Raw genomic sequence first — 21,864 nt, 5'->3', positions numbered from 1 at the left:
TTGTTAACTCAAAAATGATCTGTAAAAATTACTGACAAAAAAAACTTAATGTAAACAAAAGGTTATAAACCCATTTGTTGTTACAGTAGCGTGACATTTGGCATATGGTACCCTTAATTTACCGGTGTTCGAAAGCTTTATTTAGGTCTAAATATTATATGAACTCACTGTTTGCTCTATTTGGTTCTAACGCGCCTCACTATTTTAAGGTGATTGAGGACTATTACAAAAATAAATATAATCGTTTAAATTCAGATAGTTATAATTATAAACCCGAGGGGTTGAGTACTGTTTTCCTAGGCGAAGTCGGTAGTGGACAGAATGTGTTGAAACCTGACACTTCGACACCGGTTAGTGCAGTGAGTACAGGCAGATATTGTTTAGAAAATGCACCGAGGCCGTGCAGTGATGCACTAAAAGATCGCGATCTTTGGGAATTGATCGATAACAACTATTCGAAAACCATTAGCCAGCTCGACGGTGATTTTACCCTTATTTCCTGGCATCCCGATGTCGCTGAATTACGCTTCAGTAGTTCTGCTTTTAATCCACGAACACTGTTTTACGGCTGGTTAGAGGATTGCTTTTTAGTTACCACTGATTTGCAGATGATGAAAACGCTGATCACACCCGAAGTGGATAAAATTTCTATTTTGCAATGGTTGGCAGGACGCCCGGATCCTAATCGATCGATGTTTAGTAATATTGATCAATTGCCGTTTGCTCACAGTGCGTGTTTATCTGCTAATAAGCAGTTAACGATAGAGCGTTTTTGGGACATAGATAAGGACAATTCTTTAATTTTAGCCAATGAGATGGAATATCAGCAGGCGTTCTACGATGTCTTAACACAAAGTGTGGCTGGGGCATTGCCACCTAGTTCATCAGCTAATAACGCTGGACCTATTTTTAGCCAGATGAGTGGAGGCATGGATTCAACCTCTATTACTTCTATCTTAAATTCATTGATTAACCAAAATGGTTTAGAAGCAGATCCCTCTCGCTTCGAATTGCATTCTATTTCTCATACCTACCGAAATACCGAGAGTTGTGACGAGATAGATAAAATTGATGCTATGCGGGAGTTTTTGCAGCTTCAACATAGTCATTTTGTTGAGCTTGACCAATTTAATAACCTTTCTTTTGCTCAGTTATACCCAACACAGATACAAAACCCTGGTGTGGTGGCATCGCCTAAGTATCAACAAGAGGCGGAAATGATCCAGCAGTTGGGTGGACATGATTTATTTACGGGTAACGGCGGTGACGAAATGTGTTGGGGCCACAGTTTTGCTTATCGAGATAGGCTGGCCAGTGGTGATTTGGGGGTGATTAAAGAAGTATTCGATTCCGCTAAACAGTTAGGAATGTCTCCGTTGAAGATCATGCTGCAAGTGTTGGTGAAGCCTATATTGCCGCAATCGTTGTTGACCATGTTGGGTAAGCAACCGGTGGATGCCGAGCACTTTCCCCTGTGGTTGGGACCCAAACAACAGGAGATGTTGAAGTCGGTGGTGAAACATAATCCTTTTGCTCACAGTAAACAGTGGGCTAAGCGGGCGCGCTACGAAGGGTTATTTAATACGTCGACATTTAATAGTATGCGTTCGTATCAGCATGTTTGCGATCCCTTAGGCATCGACGTGCATCATCCGTTTTTCAACAAGCAGTTAGCGGAGTTTAGTTTTGCTGTGCCGCAGAAATTACATATTCAAGGGCAATATCCAAAACTTTTAATGCGTAAAGCCATGGATAGCCATTTGCCAGAAAGCGTGTGTTGGGATCAAAATAAAACCGTATTCGACCAGCATTTTGCGAATCTGGTACGTGAAAACAAAACTGAGCTGCGAGCCCTATTAAGCCATCCAGGATTACAAGATTTAGGGTTGGTAGATAACCAAACCTTGTTGGCCAGTTTCGATAAAGTAGTCAATTCCCCAAATGGCTCGTTAAACGTAGATTTGTTGTACGCAATTTTAACCCAATCCTGGTACCAAACCCACATGCTGTAGCATGGCCTTTAGGCCATGGGATGTTGTATGTCTTTCGCGGGGCTAAACCATCCGTCCTGTAGCATGGCCTTTAGGCCATGGAATGTCATATGTTTGCGCGGGGCTAAAGCACCCGCCTGTAGCATGGCCTTTAGGCCATGGATAAATATTTGGAATACATCCCAATCGTTCACGCCCTATCGCGGTCCTTCGCGGGGCTAAAGCACCCGCCCTGTAGCATGGCCTTTAGGCCATGGAATGTCATATGTTTGCGCGGGGCTAAAGCACCCGCCTACAGGTATATGGAATCCCAATGGGGATATTGCTTTAGGCTTTTAACAATCCCTGCTCGCAACGGATTGGCGACAATATATCGTGCGGCCTCAATTATATTTTCCTCTTTGCGTATGGCGTGGTCGTGAAACCCTGCTTGCCATATGCCGCCCTTACGGTTTAACCGTTCGCAAATTTGATAGGACGTTGTGCCTTTGATATATCCAATCACATCGCTCAGATTCGAATCACCTTTTAAAGACATCAAAAAATGAACGTGGTCTGGCATTATCACCCAACTTACGAACAGCAAATGACCTCTTTGTTGTGATTTTTTCATTGCGGTAACCACAATTCTGGCAAGGTTGAAGTTGGTAAATATCGGTTCACGGTGTTTGGTGCAAGCGGTTATTAAATACACCTGTCCCGTTATGGAACGCCGTCCCTTAGTTAAGGTTTTGCCCATTGTTCAATCCTTTGAATGGCAAATTTTTAGTTTAGATTAAATCGGCAAAACCCAGGGTACAGAAATAGTTGTGACGAGGCATTTAGGCCATAGGGTGTTTTATGCGTTTACCCTGTAACATGGCCTTTAGGCCATGGATGAATGTATTGAATACACCACAATCGTTCACACCCTACCGCGCTCTTTCGCGGGGCTAAAGCACCCGCCCTGTAGCATGGCCTTTAGGCCATGGAATGTCATATGTTTGCGCGGGGCTGAAGCCCCGCCTACAGGCCATGGATGAATGTATGGAATACACCACAATCGTTCACGCCCTATCGCGGTCCTTCGCGGGGCTAAAGCACCCGCCCTGTAGCATGGCCTTTAGGCCATGGAATATCATTTGTTTGCCTAGGCGGTTTACATTGAGGAAATGCTTGCTTGGAAAAATTGGCTTTTGTTGGTTATTTCGGTGTAGGTGTTAACCACTTCTTTGCTGTCGTTAATAATAAAACCGTTCACTGTTAACCATGAATGGGCTTCTAGGGTTTTGCCGCTACTTTCTGGGGTATCTGATTGTGCGGATGGTGTGAACCTTACCCCTATATGTAAGGTCGATGGCATGTTTTTGTTTAACAATAACTCTTGTAGCGCTAAACAGCGGCGTAAACAATTCATTGGCCGATAATGGTGGCGTGTAACTTTTGCGAACAGCAATGACTGTTGCAGATATTTGTGCTGTGGATAGGCATCAAACTGGTTGCTGGCATTGCTAACGGAAAGACTTCTATCGAGGTGCTTTTTCCATTTTTTGTAGGGCTGTTTGGATATTCGCCAATCCCATTTTGCTAATAGCCAATATGCACGAATTATGGTGGGCAAAGAGTAGATCAATTGCATACGTTTAGTTCCCTTGATTTAACCACTGCCCTTTCAATTTTGCCGCTTAATTACGCTTCTTCTAACAATCCTTTGTCACTCATTTTACCAATCAGTTCTGACAAATCGGCTTGGATGTTATCGACTGTGGTGTCGTAATTTTCTTCGATGAGCGCTACCACTTGAGCCACAGATTTACCTGTATTCAGGGCTTCTATCATTTCCGTGCCTATGGGATCGAGTGTGTAATACTGGCCGCTGATGGAGTCCAAAATTACGGTCTCATCCACCACTTTTTGAAATAACGCTTTATCTGAAAGTTTATATTTAGTGTTGCTATTCAGCATGTTACGTCCTACTCAATTCTTTATAGATAATCTGTTAGGTAAACTTATGGTTCTTCTAGGCTTCTTTATATGAGCGCTAGTTTGCCTTGCTCTAGTTTATAGACTTTGTCGGCCACTTCACACAGTTGTTGGTCGTGAGTCACAATAATTATGGTTTTATCTTTTAATGAATGTGCCAAGAGTTTAGAAAATTCTTGCTTGCCAGCATCATCGGTAAAAGAAGTGGGTTCATCGAATAACAAAATCTGTGGATTGATAACAAGGGCGCGGGCCAGGGAAATACGTTGTCGTTGACCTCCTGAAAGCAGTACGCCGTTTTCACCCACTTTGGTGTAATAACCAGCTTTTAAGTCGGTAATGAAACTATCGGCACCGGCCAGTTTCGCCGCTTCGATGATTTCTTCTTCGCTAGCTTGGGGCAGTCCATAAGCGATATTGTCTAAGATGTTGCCGTCACACAATGCGATATCTTGTGAGACTAAACCAATGGCCTTACGCAAGGATACCAGGCTGCAATCGGCTATTGCTTGTTGGTCAATTAAAATGTTGCCTGTTTGCGGCTCCATAAATCGCATTAACAAGTGAATTAAACTGGTTTTTCCGGCGCCATTTGGGCCAAGAATAATGCTTGCGCTACCGCTTTCAAAACGTGCGTCAACACCGGTTAAAATAGGGCTGTCTGCTTGGTATGCAAAAGACACGTCATTAAACTCAATACTTCCTTGTTGGCAGTCGAGAGCGAACTCTGCCTTATCGTCAGACTCGGGAGAGACATTGAACACCTCCAAAATACGTGTGGAAGAGCCTCTGGCCTGCTGCAACTGACCATATAATCCGGCGAATGTACTCATGGGTTTGGCAAAGACTAAACCATACATCAGCAAAGTGATCAGGTTGGGGATTGTAAGTTCACCAGATTGATAATGTAACGCACTTACGACTACGATAAACACGATACCAATTGAGATAATCATTTGAATGAGTGGTGAAATTAGCGCTTGGATGCGCAATAAACGGGTACGTAGGTCAAGCACCTGATTGGCATTCTTGCGGAATTTTTTCGACTCAATACCTTGGCGATTAAAGGCTTTAACCAATTGCATCGAACCAAAGTTTTCGGTGGCGATAGCGATAGCTCCCGCTTGGTGTTTTATCACCTGTTCGGAAATAGGGCGTATGGTTTTACCGACTATTTTGATAGTGATTAAAAATACCGGCACCGTGATGACGATAATCAGCGCAATACTTAAATTGATATTGGCCATCATAATGACCGCGCCGAGCACGATTAATGCCGCTGGAACTAAGCCAGTTAGTACGCCAGATAAGAAATAGCTAAGTACGTTTGCGTCATTACTGATAAGCGATAGAATTTCGCCCTTTTTGCGATTACTAAAGTACGCCATGGGTAACATTTGTACGTGGTCATAGAGGCGACAACTGAGGTCGTTCAGCACATGAGCGCCGACAATGTTGGTGCGAAAGGTTGATTCAAAACGCAACACCGCTTGTAGGATGATCAAAGCCACCCAGGCTAAGCATATTTGTCCAATTGACCAGCCAAATGCGTTTTCTTGGTCCAAAATACTCATTGAAAACTGACCAATAAAGTAAGGAATACTCAAGCTAATCAAACTTTCTGCGAGCATTAACAGCACAGCAAGACTTAACGCGGTTTTGTGGTAACGAAGTAGTTTAAATAGCGATAAAAATGACATGCAATGAGTTGGTTAGGAGCAATCGAGTATTGCGTTCTACTCTATCTTACTTTGCTCAAAGATGCACCTGTAGGCGGTGGTTTTAGCCCCGGGAGGTTGATTGACCGAACCTTGGTCTATCCATGGCCTAAAGGCCATGCTACAGGCCCGCACGTCGTTGAACATTTTCCATGGCTGTAGGCGGGTGCTTTAGCCCCGTGAATGGTTTTGTTTGAATTCCCTTTCCGAATATCCATGGCCTAAAGGCCATGCTACAGGCCCGCGCGTCGTTGAACATATTCCATGGCTTTAGGCGGGTGCTTTAGCCCCGTGAATGGTTTTGTTTGAATTCCCTTTCCGAATATCCATGGCCTAAAGGCCATGCTACAGGCCCGCACGTCGTTGAACATATTCCATGGCTGTAGGCGGGTGCTTTAGCCCCGTGAATGGTTTTGTTTGAATTCCCTTTCCGAATATCCATGGCCTAAAGGCCATGCTACAGGCCCGCGCGTCGTTGAACATTTTCCATGGCTGTAGGCGGGTGCTTTAGCCCCGTGAATGGTTTTGTTTGAATTCCCTTTCCGAATATCCATGGCCTAAAGGCTATGCTACAGGCCCGCACGTCGTTGAACATTTTCCATGGCTGTAGGCGGTGGTTTTAGCCCCGTGAATGGTTTTGTTTAAATTCCCTTTCCGAATATCCATGGCCTAAAGGCCATGCTACAGGCCGCGCGTCGTTGAACATATTCCATGGCTGTAGGCGGGTGCTTTAGCCCCGTGAATGGTTTTGTTTGAATTCCCTTTCCGAATATCCATGGCCTAAAGGCCATGCTACAGGCCCGCGGGGAATCCATATATCCCATGGCCTAAAGGCCATGCTACAGCCCGCGAGGAATTCAAACATTCCATGGCCTGATGGCCATGCTACAAATTGGGTTAATCTACCAAATGATTTAACGAATATAAATCGCGGGTTTGGGTGGATTGTTTGCGCACTTCTTCTAGGGCTTTGGCTTCGCTGATTTCAAATAGGGTATTGATTAACCGGTTGAAATGGTAATGCATTGCTTGCCTTGCTTCGGCTGAGTCGTGATTTTTCAGGGCCGTGTATATTTTTCTGTGCTCTTCTAAACGATCACTATCACTGCGGCTACAAACATTCTTATATACATTTACAATTTCTGGCTCTGAGTCCCGTAATTTCCAAAACTTTTCAACCGCTAAAGAAACTGCATTGTTACGAGTGGCCTTGGAAATAATGACGTGAAATTCGCGATCTGCCTTTTCCGGGTTGATACCCTTTTCCATAGCAACTAGGGTCGCTTCTAAATCTGCCAGTTCCTGTTCTGTGATTGATGCGGCAGCCAGGGCAGCAGCCTCTCCTTCCACTAAGGCTCGTGCTTGGGTTAGCTCAAACGCACTCACTTTAACTTCAGATTCGGCTTTTTGCGGATTTTTTAACACGTAAACACCAGAACTGGTTTTGACGTCTACTCGCTCTCTCACTTCTAAAGCGATAATCGCTTCTCGAATTGTTGGGCGGCTAACATTAAAGGTTTCAGCTAATTCGCGTTCAGGTGGCAAACGACTGCCAGGTGGATATTTCCCAGAATCAATTAATGCTTCTATTTTTTCGACAATCTGCCAAAACATGCGACGACTTTTCATCTATATACCTCTCACCCAAACACTCCAGCTTTAGTATTATTATTTCGCTTTTCAGTTTGTTTTACATATACCTAGGTTTATACTAATACTTAATTAGGTTAAACCATTTTTGATATTTACACTTGCTTAACAACTAAGGCAATGTTGGTAGCATACACCTCCCCGAGATTATAACCAATAAATTTCAAATTGGTAACAACAATGGGCGGTAATGGTTGACAATAATAGGTTATATTGATTAGATACGAGCATAAATTAACTAGGGAAAAAATATGACACATAGCGAAGCGTTTATATGCGGTGATAAGCAACCTATTGAAGATCTTGGTGATGGCATAAAACGCCAATTAATGGGTTACAACGATCATATTATGATGGCTAAAATTTGGTTTGACGACAATGCTGTTGGTTATGTACACGCCCACCCTCACACTCAGGTTACTTATATTGAGAGCGGTGAATTTGAAGTACAAGTTGGTGAAGAAAAACAATTGTTGAAAGCCGGCGATTGCTTTTTTATTCTACCAAATGCAGACCACGGCGCAGTGTGTAAAAAAGCGGGCATTTTAATCGATGTTTTTAGTCCTTTACGTGAAGACTTTTTATAAATTTTAATAGAGAACCAATGAATGACACAACAGAATGAAAATACCAGCGAAAACCGGTTAGTGGATATTTTTTCTAAAGTAAGCGGGCCGCTAGTATTTGCAGGCGAGTGTATGCTTGAGTTGGTCAACAAGAGCGAAAATCAGCTTGGAAAGTCTTTTGCTGGCGATCTGTATAACTCTTGCGTCTATTTAAAAAGGGCTTTTCCTAAGCAAGACATTGAATTTATGTCGTGCTTAGGAACCGATAAACTCAGTAGTGAATTGATTGGTCGATTAGACAGTGAAAATATCAGTACTGGGTTTCTCCCGAAAATCAACAGCCATCATATTGGCAGTTATATGGTCATTACTGATGATTTTGGTGAGCGCTCTTTTATTTATTGGCGTAGCGATTCTGCCGCCAAACGTATGATTAGTGCGTTGTCATCTGAACAATCGATGGCGCTAAATAAATCCGGTATGTTTTTCTTTTCAGGCATTAGTTTAGCAATATTGTTAGATGAAGAAAGATCCCTGTTCTGGCAGAAACTAGAAGAAATGCAGCAAGCAGGTGTGGTAATTGTGTTCGATCCTAATTATCGCCCACAACTTTGGCGCTCTGTAGATATTGCCAAAATGAATATTGAAAAGGCGTTTCAGGTAGCAGATGTACTTCTTCCTGGAGTAGATGATTTCGATAAGCTTTACGGTATCGATGACGTAGAGGAATGCATTGAATTATGCATGCAATATTCGCCGAAAGAGCTAGTAATGAAGCAAGGCGAGAAGAACGTAATTATTGTCAACGATCACGGAAGAGAAACCGTCCCTGTTGTTGCCAATGACAATGTAGTTGATACCACCTCTGCGGGTGACGCGTTCAACGGTGTTTATATTGGGGCTCGAGTTTCGGGCTGCGATCCTAAAACCTCTGCCTTAGCGGCTAGCGCAGCTGCAAGCAAGGTAATAGAAACACCAGGCGCTATTATGCCTAAAGAATTGTTCGAAAGCTTCTGGCAGTCTTATAAATTACCGGTTTAATCTAACCGGTAATTCTTTTCTCGATTTCTATTCTTCACCTCTTCATGGCCTGTAGACGGGTGCTTTAGCCCCGCACGTCGTTGAACATATTCCATGGCCTAAAGGCCATGCTACAGCCCCGCACGTCGTTGAACATATTCCATGGCCTGAAGGCCATGCTACAGCCCCGCACGTCGTTGAACATATTCCATGGCCTGAAGGCCATGCTACAGCCCCGCGAGAAATTCAAACATTCCATGGCCTGAAGGCCATGCTACAAGATGGTGGCCCTCCCTGTAGGCGGGTGCTTTAGCCCCGCACGTCGTTGAACATATTCCATGGCCTAAAGGCCATGCTACAAGGTGGTGGCCCTCCCTGTAGGCGGGTGCTTTAGCCCCGTGAAGTTTATCGTCAATTACTCAAGTCTCATGGTTTTGTGGGTAGCATGAGTAAAAAAGGCTGTTGTTGGGATAATGCAGTGGCTGAAAGTTTTTTTGGTAGCTTGAAACAAGAGCGGGTTCACTGGCGTAATTATGAAACTCGCTATGAAGCCCAGCAAGATATAATGAATTACATAACCATGTGGTACAACAGCCATCGACTTCATTCTTATCTGGGTTATCAAAGCCCAAATAACTTTGAACAGATTAATGACGAATTAAAAAAGGTTGCTTAACTAGGGTGACTGAATTTAGTTGACCAGGTCAACTCTCAATACATTCATTAATGTCTAACCAAGTTTTCTCTTCTACATCTGCTCGCGAAAATTGCTTGAGATCTTTGACTATGTTGCTGACTCTATCTAGTCCTTCAACAGACTCGCTAAGAATGTCTTTGGAATCTTCATTAATAAAGGTTAAATCTTCACTATTGATGATGGTAGCTAGGTTTTGTTTAGATACTTCAACCGATTGTGAAGAGTCTTTGCCGTAAATGGCTAGTACATCTGTGCTAATTTTACTGTAAATATCGATATATTGCGCAAGGCTACTAAGGTTGCTTTTGACAAAGCCAACGGGGTTATTAATTTCATGGGCAACACCAGCGGCTAGTTGTCCAACTGAAGCCATTTTGGCAGCTTGGGTTAGCTGTTTCTGAGTCGCCTGTAATTCCTGATTTATCTGTATTAATTCATCGTTGCGCTTATTCAATAGGGTAGTTCGCTGCTCAACTTTTTGCTCTAGAGTACGATTTAAATCTTCAAGCTCATGCTGATACGCCTGCTTGCGCGTATTTTCATACTCTAAGGTTGTAACAAGTTTATTGAATGCTCGAGTCACTTCAGTTAGTTCATCATTACCATTCACTGGCAATTGTGCCTGGTTAAAAGCACCGCTTTCCACATTTTGCGAAATTTTACGCGCAGCAATACGTAAGGTTTCTAGCTGAAGAGTCAAATAATTACCCAAAAAGAATGAGAACAAGGCAACCAACGCCATTTCGATAATAGCGATACTGGTTGTCCAATTTTTAATAATCTCTACTGAGTTTTTTATATTTAAAGTGTCAACGCCCAGCTCTACACGGCCATAACTCTGCTCGGCTTCAGTAATGTTTGCATAGCTATCAAGTACACCGTCAGTAACATTATCTACATCTATATCTTCAACAAATTGACGTGCTAGCAGTTTCTCATCACCTGCTTGGGCAAGAACTTGATTCTCATCATTGACGACTCTCACATATAAGATATCTGGATTATTCAATAACTCTAAGCAGAAGGTTTCTAAGGAGGCAAGATCATAGGTTAAAACAGCATTTTTAGTTGTGCTTGCAAACAGAGAAGCGACCGTTGAAGATCGGCTCACCAAATTATCATTGAGCGTATTACGCATAAAATTAATTGCGGTAAATATCAAAGCAATCAGCAGCACAGCCTCAATAAGAGCTATGCTAAAAATCGTTTTATTGCGTAAGGAAAGGTTCATTGATTAACTAATCCTAGGGCTTAATTGCGCAACAACGCATCAATATTAAGCGCTCTCACATCATCCCAATCACTATTTACCGCTGCTTCAAAACCGTTGAAGTTGATAGTTTTAAGCAATGCTTTTCCCTGTTCACTGTTATTCATACTTAAAAGAGCAGTTAAAATTTTATCTCTAGTAGCTGCATCGATATTTGGATGGGTGGCTATAGCGTGACAGGTGTATCTAGCACTCTTCCAGATAGTAACTAAAGAAGATTGGGTACTTTCATTCATATTATTAAGGGTGCGCTGAATGCCACCACCTGCTGGAAAAAAGCCTCTCGACACATTTAGGTAAACGGAGTCATGGGAACCCACGTACATAGGTGTATATTCCACGCCTAGGTTATTAAGTTCAGCTTGCGCCAATAAGCTCGCGGCAAAAGCTGCGGGAGCCGGAAAAGCTAAACGGCTACCTGCCAAATCACGGATATTTCTAACCTTACCATCAGCATTCGCAACTATGACACCTTGGATAGTTTTATTGCTTTGTTTGGCTAATGCGTCATAACCCGATACTTGGTTGTAATAAGTATAGTGATAAGGGTTCATATAGGCTAAATCATAGTCCCCAGCTTCAAGGCGCTTTTCGAATGTAGGAATATCTTTTGCGGTACTGAATACAATATGCACACCGGTTTGTTCGCTTATATGTTGAAAAATTGGTGTCCATAAGGCCGCCAATCGCTTTGCCGATTGCTGCGGAACAACACCAAAAGTTAAGGTTTTTTGTTGCGCCGATACCGCACCTGAAAAACCAAATAATAAGCCAACTAATAGGATTAACTTATTCATATATCACCTCACCTTTAATCATTTTTACAGGGTCATTTCGTTTACTAAGCTTAACAATTGATCTTTTTCAAAGGGCTTAGAAAGTACTGCATTGGCACCTAAAGCAAGTGCTTCATCAAGGCTTTCTTGATTCAATGCTGAAATCACCAATATTTTTAAATCTTGAAATTGTTCATCTGCCCTCAAATGTTTTAAAAGCTCGAAACCATTCAGGCCCGGCATAGTTAAATCAAGGGTCATAATGCTTGGCTTATGCTGCATAAGTTTGCTTCCCGCTAAAAAGCCATTTGTAGCGGTATCACACTCAAAGCCGCCTTTTTTAAGTACACGCTTAATTGCATTGCCCATTTCTTTATCATCATCGACAATTAAAACTGTTTTATTTTTAGGTAATAGTTCTGGTGGCACAGGCATATTGTTTTGTCTTAAAAAAAGTACAAAATTATCCACAGTTACTCTGTTATTACCTCTACCTGGCAACTTGTAACCTTTCAAACTTCCCTTATCAATCCACCGTATTACAGTGCGCAGGTTTACATCGCAATACTTTGCAATGTCACCAGTAGTAAGAGATTTCACATTAGCCATAAACAAATTCCTAAATTAGTTTTGTATTTATACCATATAAGACAATTGAGTCATACATGACTAAAGTATAATGCACGACATTTGTGACATTTACTACATTTGCACAATCGAAACGAAAAACGTTTTTTGCTTTACACATTAAGCTGAACAAAACGTAGTGAGTTTGGCTTAATAAAGGTGATGTTAAGAATGAACAAAATATATTTATTTATCGCTATCTGTGTACTGGCTTTGCAGAGCGTGAAAGCAACAGAGTTAGATGCCAGCGTATTACTTAGATACGAAAATGAAACGGACCAAATTAACTTAGCTCCACGAAAAAGAGTCAGAATGATTGCTGCGGTTGGGGTGTCTAGCCAGCTTAATGATACCTGGTCATTTACCGCTCAGGCTCGCACCGGTTTAAAGAACAAACAAAATGTACCTGCTATTACTTTGTATCAAATCACCGATCAACCTGCTGGTGACAAAGACGTGTATTTAACCCGTCTATTTGCTTCGGCAAAGTTTGGCAAGCTGACTATACTTGCTGGGAAGGTTCCGTGGAAAACGGAACAAGTTACGGACTTGTTTTGGGATAGGCACTTAAATCCAATTGGCGTTCATTTAAATTATAAACTTGGATCAGGGCAGGCTTTGAAGTTGGCCTCATTCAAACCCCTAGACGGCGCTAGTGGCACAGTGGGCCACATGTCTATTTTTCAATATCAGCATGAATTCTCAACTCAATGGGGAAAGTTAACCCTGTCTCCATGGTTAGTGGATTATCGTGGAGAGTCTGACGCACTCTACGCCAAAAAAGACACACAATATGACAACCAGTTTGTCCGTGTTGCGATGAAACTCAAACAAGGGCAGTGGCAGTTTGGTGCAGATATAGGCAGGTCGATAAAAGACGTTCCTAAGGAAGTTGGTGACGCGTTCTCTGACCAAAAATTGAGTTATGCCTTTGAGTTAAAGCATGGCAATTTAAAAAACAACGGAAATTATTTAACCCAACTTAGATATTTACACGTTGAACGGTTTGCTGTGGTTACTGAGTTTGCCCAAAACGCGGTCAGTCGTTTTGCTACGAGCAACTTTAAAGGTTGGGACTTACGTATACGCCACAAGGTGAACAAGAACTTGTGGGTTGGTGGTCGTTTATCTCGGACGCAACGTTTACGTGGCGTAGCCGAGCAAAGCGTACGATTCAGATTAGAAACAAAATACACATTTAAACCGTTATTTAGGACTAAGATTATGTCTAATGCCGTACAACAATATCTTTCAGACACGTGCAGCGAGCTTTGCAACCTGCTAGTCATTGATGATGAAGAAAGTAACCTAAAAGCGATTATACGGACTTTCAAGCGCACTAAATACCAAGTTTATACTGCCAGCAGCGCTGCAGAAGGCTTAGAGATACTTAGGCAACATGAAATTCAGGTTGTGCTATCTGATTTCAGAATGCCAGATATTGATGGCGGCACTTTAGTCAAAAACATTAAACAATGTTACCCCAACATAATTTCTCTGATTTTAACTGGCTATGCAGATTTTGATGCCGCAGTGGATGTTATGAATTCTGGTGCAGCTTATAAGTTTTTAACGAAACCCTGGAACAACCAACTCTTAATACAAGATATAGATCAGGCTTTCAAAGAATACGAGCATCGCCTGCTTAAGATGTCTAAAGAGAAATTAAACGAGCAATATATCAAACCTGACCGTGTGAAGTTGGACAGCACTATTAAATTTTTGCTTCAACAGCAGGCTAAATTTGCCTTAGCATCGGTAATGATTTCGGATATTTCGTTGCATGATCAATATTGGGCGCAACGGGGAGATGAAAAACTACTAGGCCTTGAATCAGTGGTCAAAAATATTCGTGCGTGCTTACCTTTAAATTGTGAAGTGTTTGAAGTTGAAGTGGATCAAGTACTGATTATCATCCCTGAAAGTGAATGCGATCAGGAACTACATAAAAAGCTAACCTTACTGAGCGGAGCATTATCAGCTTGTTCTGCAAGTGATTCGAATATACCAAAATTGCAGTGCAATTTATCTTATGCCATAGCGCCATTCTCTGATATGGACATACATCAGTTATTGCATTCCATCCGCAACCTGCCAGAACAAGATTTTCATGAGAGTAAGCTTAATGGTCAGAAGCCTTGTATTGTGAAGCTAGATGACTCTTATGTTGCCAAAAAGAAGCGCAAAAAAACCATTCAAAATAGCATTCAACAAGCAATAAATAGTGACCAATTCAGTTTGTATTTCCAACCTAAAGTTAGAATGTCTGATGGTATTGTTGTAAACGCCGAGGTGCTAATGCGTTGGCAACACAAAACCCTTGGCTGGGTCTCACCTTTGGAGTTTATTACCCTAAGCGAGCTTGATGGACAAATAGAAAAAATAGGTAGTTGGCTTTTAAATAATAGTATTAATCAATTAATTAGCTTGCAAAAACAATACGGTGAAAATTTAAAACTTGCTATCAATGTTTCCCCTCGCCAACTTAAGAATAATAAGATAGTAGATGAAGTTGCTTATTTGTTAGAAAAAACTGGGTTAAAGCCAGCGAGTTTGGAACTTGAAATTACAGAAGGCTGCATTATCGAGGATTTGGCGCAAACAAGCGAAGTTCTATGGAAGTTAAAACGTTTAGGGGTAAGTATCGCCATAGATGACTTCGGCTCAGGCTACACGTCTTTTGCATACCTAACTAAATTGCCAGTAGACGTATTAAAGCTAGATAAAATTTTAATCGACGATTTAGGTATCAACACGGATGTCAGCGAGATGATCCAAAGTGTCATTGGGTTGTGTAAAAAGATGCAAATAGAAGTGGTTGCCGAAGGGGTTGAAGACGAACGCCAAGTTAAAGTACTAAAACAATTTGGTTGTGACTATATTCAAGGTTACGTCTACAGCAAACCCGTTGAAAAACCAGAATTTGAAAGAATCCTCATTAACCAGCCTTTTAAGGTTTAAATTTAGATTAAGTCTAAATAAAGGCTGGTTATAGGGTTATTTTGGTATGTACTTTTTGGGAGTGGGGGGATCACACATATTGCCCAGCAACCCAAGCGCTACTCCACGCCCATTGGAAGTTGTAGCCCCCTAGCCATCCGGTTACATCTACTACCTCGCCGATAAAAAATAGGCCATCCACGTCATTTGCCATCATGGTTTTTGAAGAAAGTTGGTTGGTATCAACACCACCTAAGGTCACTTCGGCAGTTCGATATCCCTCAGTGCCATTGGGTTTTAATTGCCATTGGTGAAAGGCGTTGGAAACCTGCTCAAGTTGCTTACCTTGGAATTGTTTAAGGGGTTTATTATCTAGCCCTAAATAAGGCAATGAGGTCTGTACATAACGTTTGGGAAAGTGTTTCGATAATGCTGTCGCTAACAAACAGTCTGGTGATTGTTGCTGACTTTGTTGCAATTCGGTGAGTAAGTCGCCATTGGGAAAGACGTCAAATTCAACCTCTTGACCTGGGTGCCAAAAAGATGAGATTTGTAACACCGCTGGGCCACTTAAGCCTCGATGAGTAAATAAAATATTTTCGTTAAAGCTGGTGTTGTTGCAGCTTGCTCGCGCATCTAAGGAAATGCCGCTTAGTTCGGCTAATACGGTTTTATCTTGTTCATGCAAGGTGAAAGGAACCAGTCCTGCTCGAGTTGGTTTTACGCTTAAACCAAACTGCTCTGCGATTTTAAAACCAAAAGGTGACGCGCCTAATTTGGGCATAGATAAGCCGCCGGTGGCAACCACCAGTGATTCACAGCGGTATTCACCTTTGCTGGTTTGTAAAATGAAACCATCGGAGGTTTTATCGATTTCGATAATTTCGCATTGATTAGTGACCCCCGCCCCAGCTTTATCGCATTCTTGAAACAGCATATTGAGGATATCTTTGGCCGATTCATCACAAAATAATTGACCGAGGGTTTTCTCGTGATAGGGAATGCCGTATTCAGCCACCAAACCAATAAAGTCCCATTGGGTGTAACGGCTTAGAGCTGACTTACAATAGTGAGGATTGTCAGAGAGAAAGTTTTCAGGCGCAGCGTACATATTTGTGAAATTACAGCGCCCACCACCTGACATCAGTATTTTGCCTCCAATACGTTTAGCGTGATCCAGTACCTGCACCTTTCGGCCACGTTTAGCGGCTTCGGCGGCACAAAATAATCCGGCAGCACCCGCGCCGATGACAATGACATCAAGTTGTTTCAATTTTCACTCTGTTTTTGTGTATGTTGGAATGAGAGCGCTTGGAAATACCCGCCTCAATAGTAGAGGGGATTATATATTGTCCACGAAGCTGTAGCACGGGATTTATCCCGCGTTAGAAAACATATAAGGTAGCCATACCCGTAGCATGGCCTTTAGGCCATTGAATACACGGGGCTAAAGCACCCGCCTACAGACCGTGGAATGACACATCAGATTACCTCTCACGGAACCCGTAGCATGGCCTTCAGGCCATTGAATACACGGGGCTAAAGCACCCGCCTACAGACCGTGGAATGACATATCAGATTACCTTTCATGGAACCCGTAGCATGGCCTTTAGGCCATGGATATTACCACGGGGCTAAAGCACCCGCCTACAGACCGTGGAATGACACATCAGATTACCTCTCACAGAACCCGTAGCATGGCCTTTAGGCCATGGAATACACGGGGCTAAAGCACCCGCCTACAGACCGTGGAATGACACATCAGATTACCTCTCACAGAACCCTTAGCATGGCCTTTAGGCCATGGAATACACGGGGCTAAAGCACCCGCCTACAGACCGTGGAATGACACATCAGATTACCTCTCACAGAACCCTTAGCATGGCCTTCAGGCCATGGAATACACGGGGCTAAAGCACCCGCCTACAGACCGTGGAATGACACATCAGATTGCCTCTCACGGAACCCGTAGCTTGGCCTTTAGGCCATTGAATACACGGGGCTACAGCACCCGCCTACAGACCGTGGAATGACACATCAGATTACCTCTCACGGAACCCGTAGAATGGCCTTTAGGCCATTGAATACACGGGGCTAAAGCACCCGCCTACAGACCGTGGAATGACACATCAGATTGCCTCTCACGGAACCCGTAGCTTGGCCTTTAGGCCATGGATATTACCACGGGGCTAAAGCACCCGCCTACAACGGTTAAAACCTTTTAATTGCTCGGGGCTTTTGCCTGTTTATTCTGAATATAAAAGGCTTCGGGCGGCGTTGCATTTAGGGTTTGGATTAAGGTTTTTGCAGCATGTTTAGCCACATAACGAGTTTTTTCGTTAGGTTCGTTATCACCTACTTCATAAGTTACGCCATGGACTTTATAAACATCAGCAAAAAACTGCTTAAACACTCCTCTGCCTGGTGAGGTCCCTGGCTTATCATTCACCTTAAACACCCCTGCGGTTTGTTCTTGTAAACTTGATAACCACGTCACTACCATTTCTGTAGGGGCGATCTTTTCATCCTGTGGAATGGTGTAGAAAACATTATTGTGTGTTGAATGGAAGTCCATACCCATCACAATTTTACCGCCGCCATCGGTTATGCCGTCCAGGTATTGTTTAACCGCCCTGGTTTCTGGTTGAGAGAATACGTTCCAATCACGATTGAGGTCCTTATGACCCAGACTATGACGCCAATGACCTTCTGCAACTCCATCGGGATTTAAATTCGGCACCACAAGTACATTAAATCGAGATAGAAATTCACTTTTAGATGCAGTATAAGCAAGAAACTCATCTAGAAATGCGAACATAGCCACAGCACCTGTAACCTCTGGAGGATGCTGACGACCGACAAATATCACCCATTCCTTGTTATCCGGCTTTTGCAACGTAAAAGCTGATATAGTGCGACCTGCGGTGGACTTACCAATGACAAAAGGCTCATAAGCATAAGTTTGCGCTGCTTTATCTAACCAATTGTTATAAACCAAGTTTAGTATGGGTCGTTGGGCAGCAACGTATAAAGGTTTATTACTGACATTCAGTGACAACGACATGCCCTTGTCATTTGTATCAAAGGCAATGGGCTGCCAGGACATTTGGTCGTTGCTCACTTTCGGTAAATATCTTGGTGCAAAGCCATCAAATGTGAGTACCACATCAATTTTTTTAGCCGTTGTCGATTTTACGCTGAAGTAATACCAAGGGCTTGGGTTAATAGGTTTATCTTCGGGCAAGAACGTCAATACGTACTCACCATTTTTGTTTAATTCACAACTATCTAAACTACCTGCCTCAAACTTGGCGGAAAAATTTACACTTTCAAACTCACATCCATAGGCAGCAGGGGCAACAAATGCCACCAAAATCAATAAAAAACGGATCATTAGACCTCCCAAAAAATGTCGCCCATTTTACATGGGCGATTCTAGCTAAACGTCGTAAATTAAAGTTTAGGCTTGTAAGTTAAAACTTGTGATTCAATGTTATGTAGGAATAGCGCCCTAACGACGAGTGTAAGTTGCTGCTATAACCAAAGCTATCATCAGCAAAAGGTGGTGTTTCGTTCGTAATGTTACGCATTCCCACCGTGACTTTGGTTTTCCCAGTAAAGAACGCATCTTCACTAAAGCGGTAACTTAGGTATGCATCAACCGTTGACCAATCATCCACTACATAGGTGATTAACTCGCCCGCATCGTTAGTGTAAGTTAAACTCGTATCCTCAACATCGCTGACGTAGCGATATTTTAGACCTGCACGCCATTGATCTTTAGAATAAGTAAGAGACAAATTAGCACGCCATTCGGGTCGTTCATTTTGGCGGATGAGATCGCCGTCGCTACCGGATAGTGCGACTTGTTCACCTTCATACAATAACGCCTCATTACCGGCTTTTTGTGCGGCTACTACGATATCTGCAATAGTATCAGTGCCTTGGGTGAATTTTCGTAAATTAGCTGCGTTTAATTTAATTTGGAATTTTCCAATATCCGTTTCAAAACGGTAGTCTGCGCTATAATCTATGCCTGATATTTCTCTAGGCAATAAGTTTGTATAGTCGTTTTTAACGTATAATATTTCATCGTTTTCATCACGCACAACATTTTCATTTTGACTGCCTTGACTGCGTAATAAAGCATCGTAAAGAATTTGTACTCGACTATCCAAAATACCGACCGTGTTCTCTTGCTTGATACGCCACCAGTCTACCGTTAAGGTAAGCGCTTTAGTTGGAGTCAACACGATTCCAAACGAATAGTTTTCACTTTCTTCTGGACTTAAGGCATCGCTACCGTTACGCAGCTCTAAGGTGCCTCGACTCGTTTGAGTTACAGGATCTGAACGGGTATTTGACCGAGCTACATCCACTGCTGTAGTTTGCGGTAAACCTGGGGCTTTAAAACCACCTGAGTAAGCACCGCGAAGCAATGCTTGGTCATTCACTGTCCAGGCTAAAGCAAACTTAGGTTTAAACACACTGCCGACATCAGAGAAATTTTCATAACGCCCAGCGACTTGCAAGTTCAAACTATCCACAAAGGGTTTGTCGGCAATTAAAGGAATGGCAAATTCAGCAAAAGCCGAGGAAACATTTCGGCTTCCACTCGCGTCAGGGGTGGGGCTACTACCTAAAATTTGGCTGGCAATTTCTGTTGATACCCCTGCCACTAAATCACTAAAGAATAAAGTTCCGTTTAGGTCATCAGAGCGATTATCGAAAAAGCTTTCATAGCGAAATTCAACACCGGCAGCAAATCCCACATCTCCTGCAGGCATGGTAAATAAATCTGGTCGCGAAATTTTTGCATCAAATAATGCCAATTCCGTTTCCGATTCTCGCTCTACATTGACTGTAAAACTATCAATTACACTTTGAGAAACTGGCGTATCGTCGACGCTATTTGGGTTAGTAACACTAGCGCCACTAAAGATATTATAGGCTGTGCTTTCATCGGTGCTGTTTATCGCTTGTTGAAATAGGGTGGTGTTAATGCGGTTGGCTCTATCTAAGGTATTCGCTTTTGAATAAAGTACGCCCGTATCGTAGTCCCATTCGCCAAAGTACCCCCGACTCCCCACTAAAAGCCGATAACTATAGTCTTCCACCTTTATGTTGCGAGTCCCAGTATCAATGGGACGATACCTTCTCAAGGTTACTTCTTCACCAAATGGGTTGTAAAACGCATCTGCTGAGATAGTAAAACGTTGAGCTGTGAGGTTACCCGATTGTTCACGTAACCGCTTGGCCGTTGCAGAGTAATAGAGAGCTTCACCGTAAATTTCCATCTGATCGTTTAGTTGATGATTAATCAGGGTATAAAAGTTTAGTCTGTCGACTTCCGAACTAAGACTTCGTTGGGCATTCGAATCAAATCTGAGATCACGGGGAATGGAACCTGATGAAGCACAAACATCATCATTAACGGCAAAGGCGCAATCATCATAAGAAGTAGGTTCAATATGAAAGGTGCCTAAACTAGCTGAAGAAAATTCCCCCCAAGGTGTGATGGTAGAGCGATTATCAAGCTGAGTGTCACCTATATATTCACTAGGGACTTCACTAAACTCGCGTAAGTCTGAACTGACTGCGTAGTCTCTTTCACTCGCCATCACCATGTCTCGATGATAGTAGCCACCACTGAAAGTTAAATGAGTTTTATCATTATTGAACAGCCATCCACCCGCACCCGATATATTAATTTGGTCGCGGCTTGTTCCTTGACTATTTCCATATTGAGCTTGGATTTCTCCTCCAGTGTAGTTGTCATCTAACACATAGTTAACTACCCCAGAAATTGCGTCTGTACCGTAAATTGCAGCCGCGCCATCGCGCAAGACCTCAACGCGTTTAATGCCTTTAACTGGAAGCGTATTGGAGTTCACCGTTGTGACCGGTACTAAGTTTTCCGCTTGTGTTCCTGGATGAAGCACTAAACGACGGCCATTAAGTAACGTCAGAGTATAACCAGTGCCTATTCCTCGTAGATTGACCGACGAAACATCACCTCGAGCATCATTTACGCCACCCACTACGCGTTCGCTGGTAAAATTAACCGCACCTTGTTGAGGTAATTCAGCCAATATTTCTGCACCGCTGCTAATTCCCAATCCATCAATATCTTCTGCTGACATAGTTGTTACAGGCAAAGCACCGGTATCTTGCATACCTCTTATATTTGACCCTGTAACTTGAATCCTCTCTACTGTAGATTCAGTAACGGTATCGGATAAAACAGCCGGTGTAGATATATTTTTTTGTTGGCTGTTATCTGGGCTTTGAATAGGGGTAACTATGTAAGTTCTTTTTGAAGTTTGCTTAAATGTGAACCCTGTGCCTTCAAGCAAAGTCGATAAGGCTTGCTGTGCATCCATATTGCCTTCGAGCTTAGGTGCCACTAGCTGCTTTATACGTTCATCAGAAAAAAGAATTTGAATTTCACCGTGCTGTGCAAGGGAAAGAAGCGCATTATCAAGACTGGTTGACTGAATAGATATATTATCGATTTGCTGAGCGTTAACACTTGTATTACATGACAGTGCAACGCATAGAGCGATTGTACTTAATGTTGTTTTTGGCAACTTCATGGCTGCTCCTTTTAGTTTTTGATGTGTTCTCTTAGAGTTAATACGCAGCCA

17 protein-coding genes and 1 pseudogene are annotated in these 21,864 nt (G+C 42.6%); 6 read left to right on the top strand and 12 right to left on the bottom strand.

What is annotated here, in order from left to right; all coding sequences use genetic code 11:
• Window positions 1-158: 158 nt before the first annotated feature.
• Window positions 159-2,012, top strand: a complete 1,854-nt coding sequence (locus AB6T38_RS09610) for an asparagine synthase-related protein (protein ID WP_372547111.1) — start codon at window positions 159-161, stop codon at window positions 2,010-2,012.
• 8 nt (window positions 2,013-2,020) lie between these two features.
• Here AB6T38_RS09610 and AB6T38_RS09605 read toward each other — a convergent pair whose 3' ends face one another.
• The 5 genes from AB6T38_RS09605 to AB6T38_RS09585 all read right to left on the bottom strand — a co-directional run bounded on the left by AB6T38_RS09605 (window position 2,021) and on the right by AB6T38_RS09585 (window position 5,653).
• A complete protein-coding gene (locus AB6T38_RS09605; protein ID WP_372547110.1) occupies window positions 2,021-2,185 on the bottom strand; it encodes a hypothetical protein in 165 nt (54 codons plus the stop codon).
• Window positions 2,186-2,283: 98 nt separating this feature from the next.
• Window positions 2,284-2,730, bottom strand: coding sequence for a transposase (locus AB6T38_RS09600; protein WP_372547109.1), 447 nt, complete (start codon window positions 2,728-2,730; stop codon window positions 2,284-2,286).
• 399 nt (window positions 2,731-3,129) lie between these two features.
• Window positions 3,130-3,609, bottom strand: a complete 480-nt coding sequence (locus AB6T38_RS09595) for a lasso peptide biosynthesis B2 protein (protein ID WP_372547108.1) — start codon at window positions 3,607-3,609, stop codon at window positions 3,130-3,132.
• A 50-nt stretch (window positions 3,610-3,659) separates the two neighbouring features.
• Window positions 3,660-3,935, bottom strand: a complete 276-nt coding sequence (locus AB6T38_RS09590; protein WP_348492611.1) for a PqqD family protein — start codon at window positions 3,933-3,935, stop codon at window positions 3,660-3,662.
• A gap of 65 nt (window positions 3,936-4,000) precedes the next feature.
• Window positions 4,001-5,653, bottom strand: a complete 1,653-nt coding sequence (locus AB6T38_RS09585; protein ID WP_372547107.1) for an ABC transporter ATP-binding protein — start codon at window positions 5,651-5,653, stop codon at window positions 4,001-4,003.
• Window positions 5,654-5,656: 3 nt separating this feature from the next.
• On the opposite strand from AB6T38_RS09585, the gene AB6T38_RS09580 reads away from it, so the two are divergent.
• Window positions 5,657-5,833, top strand: a complete 177-nt coding sequence (locus AB6T38_RS09580) for a hypothetical protein (protein ID WP_372547106.1) — start codon at window positions 5,657-5,659, stop codon at window positions 5,831-5,833.
• 735 nt (window positions 5,834-6,568) lie between these two features.
• Here the strand turns inward: AB6T38_RS09580 and AB6T38_RS09575 are convergent.
• Window positions 6,569-7,300 (bottom strand): FadR/GntR family transcriptional regulator, encoded by a 732-nt coding sequence (locus tag AB6T38_RS09575; RefSeq protein WP_372547105.1) that lies wholly within the window; start codon window positions 7,298-7,300, stop codon window positions 6,569-6,571.
• A gap of 272 nt (window positions 7,301-7,572) precedes the next feature.
• On the opposite strand from AB6T38_RS09575, the gene AB6T38_RS09570 reads away from it, so the two are divergent.
• The 3 genes and pseudogenes from AB6T38_RS09570 to AB6T38_RS09560 form a co-directional block, all read left to right on the top strand.
• The gene (locus AB6T38_RS09570; protein WP_372547104.1) at window positions 7,573-7,908 is read left to right on the top strand and encodes a cupin domain-containing protein; all 336 of its coding nucleotides are present in this window, start codon (window positions 7,573-7,575) and stop codon (window positions 7,906-7,908) included.
• Window positions 7,909-7,929: 21 nt separating this feature from the next.
• On the top strand, window positions 7,930-8,928 hold the full coding sequence (locus AB6T38_RS09565) for a sugar kinase (protein ID WP_372547103.1): 999 nt from the start codon (window positions 7,930-7,932) through the stop codon (window positions 8,926-8,928).
• Between the two features lie 385 nt (window positions 8,929-9,313).
• Window positions 9,314-9,583 (top strand): annotated as a pseudogene (locus tag AB6T38_RS09560) (IS3 family transposase); the annotation flags it as partial.
• Between the two features lie 28 nt (window positions 9,584-9,611).
• Here the strand turns inward: AB6T38_RS09560 and AB6T38_RS09555 are convergent.
• Genes AB6T38_RS09555 through AB6T38_RS09545 form a run of 3 tightly spaced genes read right to left on the bottom strand, consistent with a single transcriptional unit; the run spans window position 9,612 to window position 12,259 of the window.
• Entirely contained in the window at window positions 9,612-10,835 is a 1,224-nt protein-coding gene (locus AB6T38_RS09555) for a HAMP domain-containing protein (protein ID WP_372547102.1), read from the bottom strand.
• Window positions 10,836-10,855: 20 nt separating this feature from the next.
• Window positions 10,856-11,671: a phosphate/phosphite/phosphonate ABC transporter substrate-binding protein gene (locus tag AB6T38_RS09550; protein ID WP_372547101.1), complete on the bottom strand. Its 816-nt coding sequence runs from the start codon at window positions 11,669-11,671 to the stop codon at window positions 10,856-10,858.
• A gap of 24 nt (window positions 11,672-11,695) precedes the next feature.
• A complete protein-coding gene (locus AB6T38_RS09545) occupies window positions 11,696-12,259 on the bottom strand; it encodes a response regulator (protein ID WP_372547100.1) in 564 nt (187 codons plus the stop codon).
• Window positions 12,260-12,448: 189 nt separating this feature from the next.
• Here AB6T38_RS09545 and AB6T38_RS09540 point away from each other — a divergent pair, with 189 nt between their 5' ends.
• Entirely contained in the window at window positions 12,449-15,238 is a 2,790-nt protein-coding gene (locus AB6T38_RS09540; RefSeq protein ID WP_372547099.1) for an EAL domain-containing protein, read from the top strand.
• A gap of 70 nt (window positions 15,239-15,308) precedes the next feature.
• On the opposite strand, the gene AB6T38_RS09535 is transcribed toward AB6T38_RS09540, so the two are convergent.
• From AB6T38_RS09535 to AB6T38_RS09525, 3 genes are all read right to left on the bottom strand, one after another.
• Window positions 15,309-16,490 (bottom strand): NAD(P)/FAD-dependent oxidoreductase, encoded by a 1,182-nt coding sequence (locus AB6T38_RS09535; protein WP_372547098.1) that lies wholly within the window; start codon window positions 16,488-16,490, stop codon window positions 15,309-15,311.
• A 948-nt stretch (window positions 16,491-17,438) separates the two neighbouring features.
• Entirely contained in the window at window positions 17,439-18,611 is a 1,173-nt protein-coding gene (locus AB6T38_RS09530; RefSeq protein ID WP_372547097.1) for a M14 family metallopeptidase, read from the bottom strand.
• 79 nt (window positions 18,612-18,690) lie between these two features.
• A complete protein-coding gene (locus tag AB6T38_RS09525; RefSeq protein WP_372547096.1) occupies window positions 18,691-21,813 on the bottom strand; it encodes a TonB-dependent receptor in 3,123 nt (1,040 codons plus the stop codon).
• Window positions 21,814-21,864 lie beyond the last annotated feature (51 nt).

The organism is Aliiglaciecola sp. SL4, assembly GCF_041538045.1.
Lineage (GTDB): Bacteria > Pseudomonadota > Gammaproteobacteria > Enterobacterales > Alteromonadaceae > Aliiglaciecola.
Note: the sequence above shows the minus strand (reverse complement) of the source record. Positions and strands in the feature narration are given on the sequence as shown.

Coding starts and splice junctions, on each gene's coding strand:
- AB6T38_RS09610 (WP_372547111.1), top strand. CDS start 159: ATGAACTCACTGTTTGCTCTATTTGGTTCTAACGCGCCTCACTATTTT.
- AB6T38_RS09600 (WP_372547109.1), bottom strand. CDS start 2,730: ATGGGCAAAACCTTAACTAAGGGACGGCGTTCCATAACGGGACAGGTG.
- AB6T38_RS09595 (WP_372547108.1), bottom strand. CDS start 3,609: ATGCAATTGATCTACTCTTTGCCCACCATAATTCGTGCATATTGGCTA.
- AB6T38_RS09590 (WP_348492611.1), bottom strand. CDS start 3,935: ATGCTGAATAGCAACACTAAATATAAACTTTCAGATAAAGCGTTATTT.
- AB6T38_RS09585 (WP_372547107.1), bottom strand. CDS start 5,653: ATGTCATTTTTATCGCTATTTAAACTACTTCGTTACCACAAAACCGCG.
- AB6T38_RS09580 (WP_372547106.1), top strand. CDS start 5,657: ATGAGTTGGTTAGGAGCAATCGAGTATTGCGTTCTACTCTATCTTACT.
- AB6T38_RS09575 (WP_372547105.1), bottom strand. CDS start 7,300: ATGAAAAGTCGTCGCATGTTTTGGCAGATTGTCGAAAAAATAGAAGCA.
- AB6T38_RS09570 (WP_372547104.1), top strand. CDS start 7,573: ATGACACATAGCGAAGCGTTTATATGCGGTGATAAGCAACCTATTGAA.
- AB6T38_RS09565 (WP_372547103.1), top strand. CDS start 7,930: ATGACACAACAGAATGAAAATACCAGCGAAAACCGGTTAGTGGATATT.
- AB6T38_RS09555 (WP_372547102.1), bottom strand. CDS start 10,835: ATGAACCTTTCCTTACGCAATAAAACGATTTTTAGCATAGCTCTTATT.
- AB6T38_RS09550 (WP_372547101.1), bottom strand. CDS start 11,671: ATGAATAAGTTAATCCTATTAGTTGGCTTATTATTTGGTTTTTCAGGT.
- AB6T38_RS09545 (WP_372547100.1), bottom strand. CDS start 12,259: ATGGCTAATGTGAAATCTCTTACTACTGGTGACATTGCAAAGTATTGC.
- AB6T38_RS09540 (WP_372547099.1), top strand. CDS start 12,449: ATGAACAAAATATATTTATTTATCGCTATCTGTGTACTGGCTTTGCAG.
- AB6T38_RS09530 (WP_372547097.1), bottom strand. CDS start 18,611: ATGATCCGTTTTTTATTGATTTTGGTGGCATTTGTTGCCCCTGCTGCC.
- AB6T38_RS09525 (WP_372547096.1), bottom strand. CDS start 21,813: ATGAAGTTGCCAAAAACAACATTAAGTACAATCGCTCTATGCGTTGCA.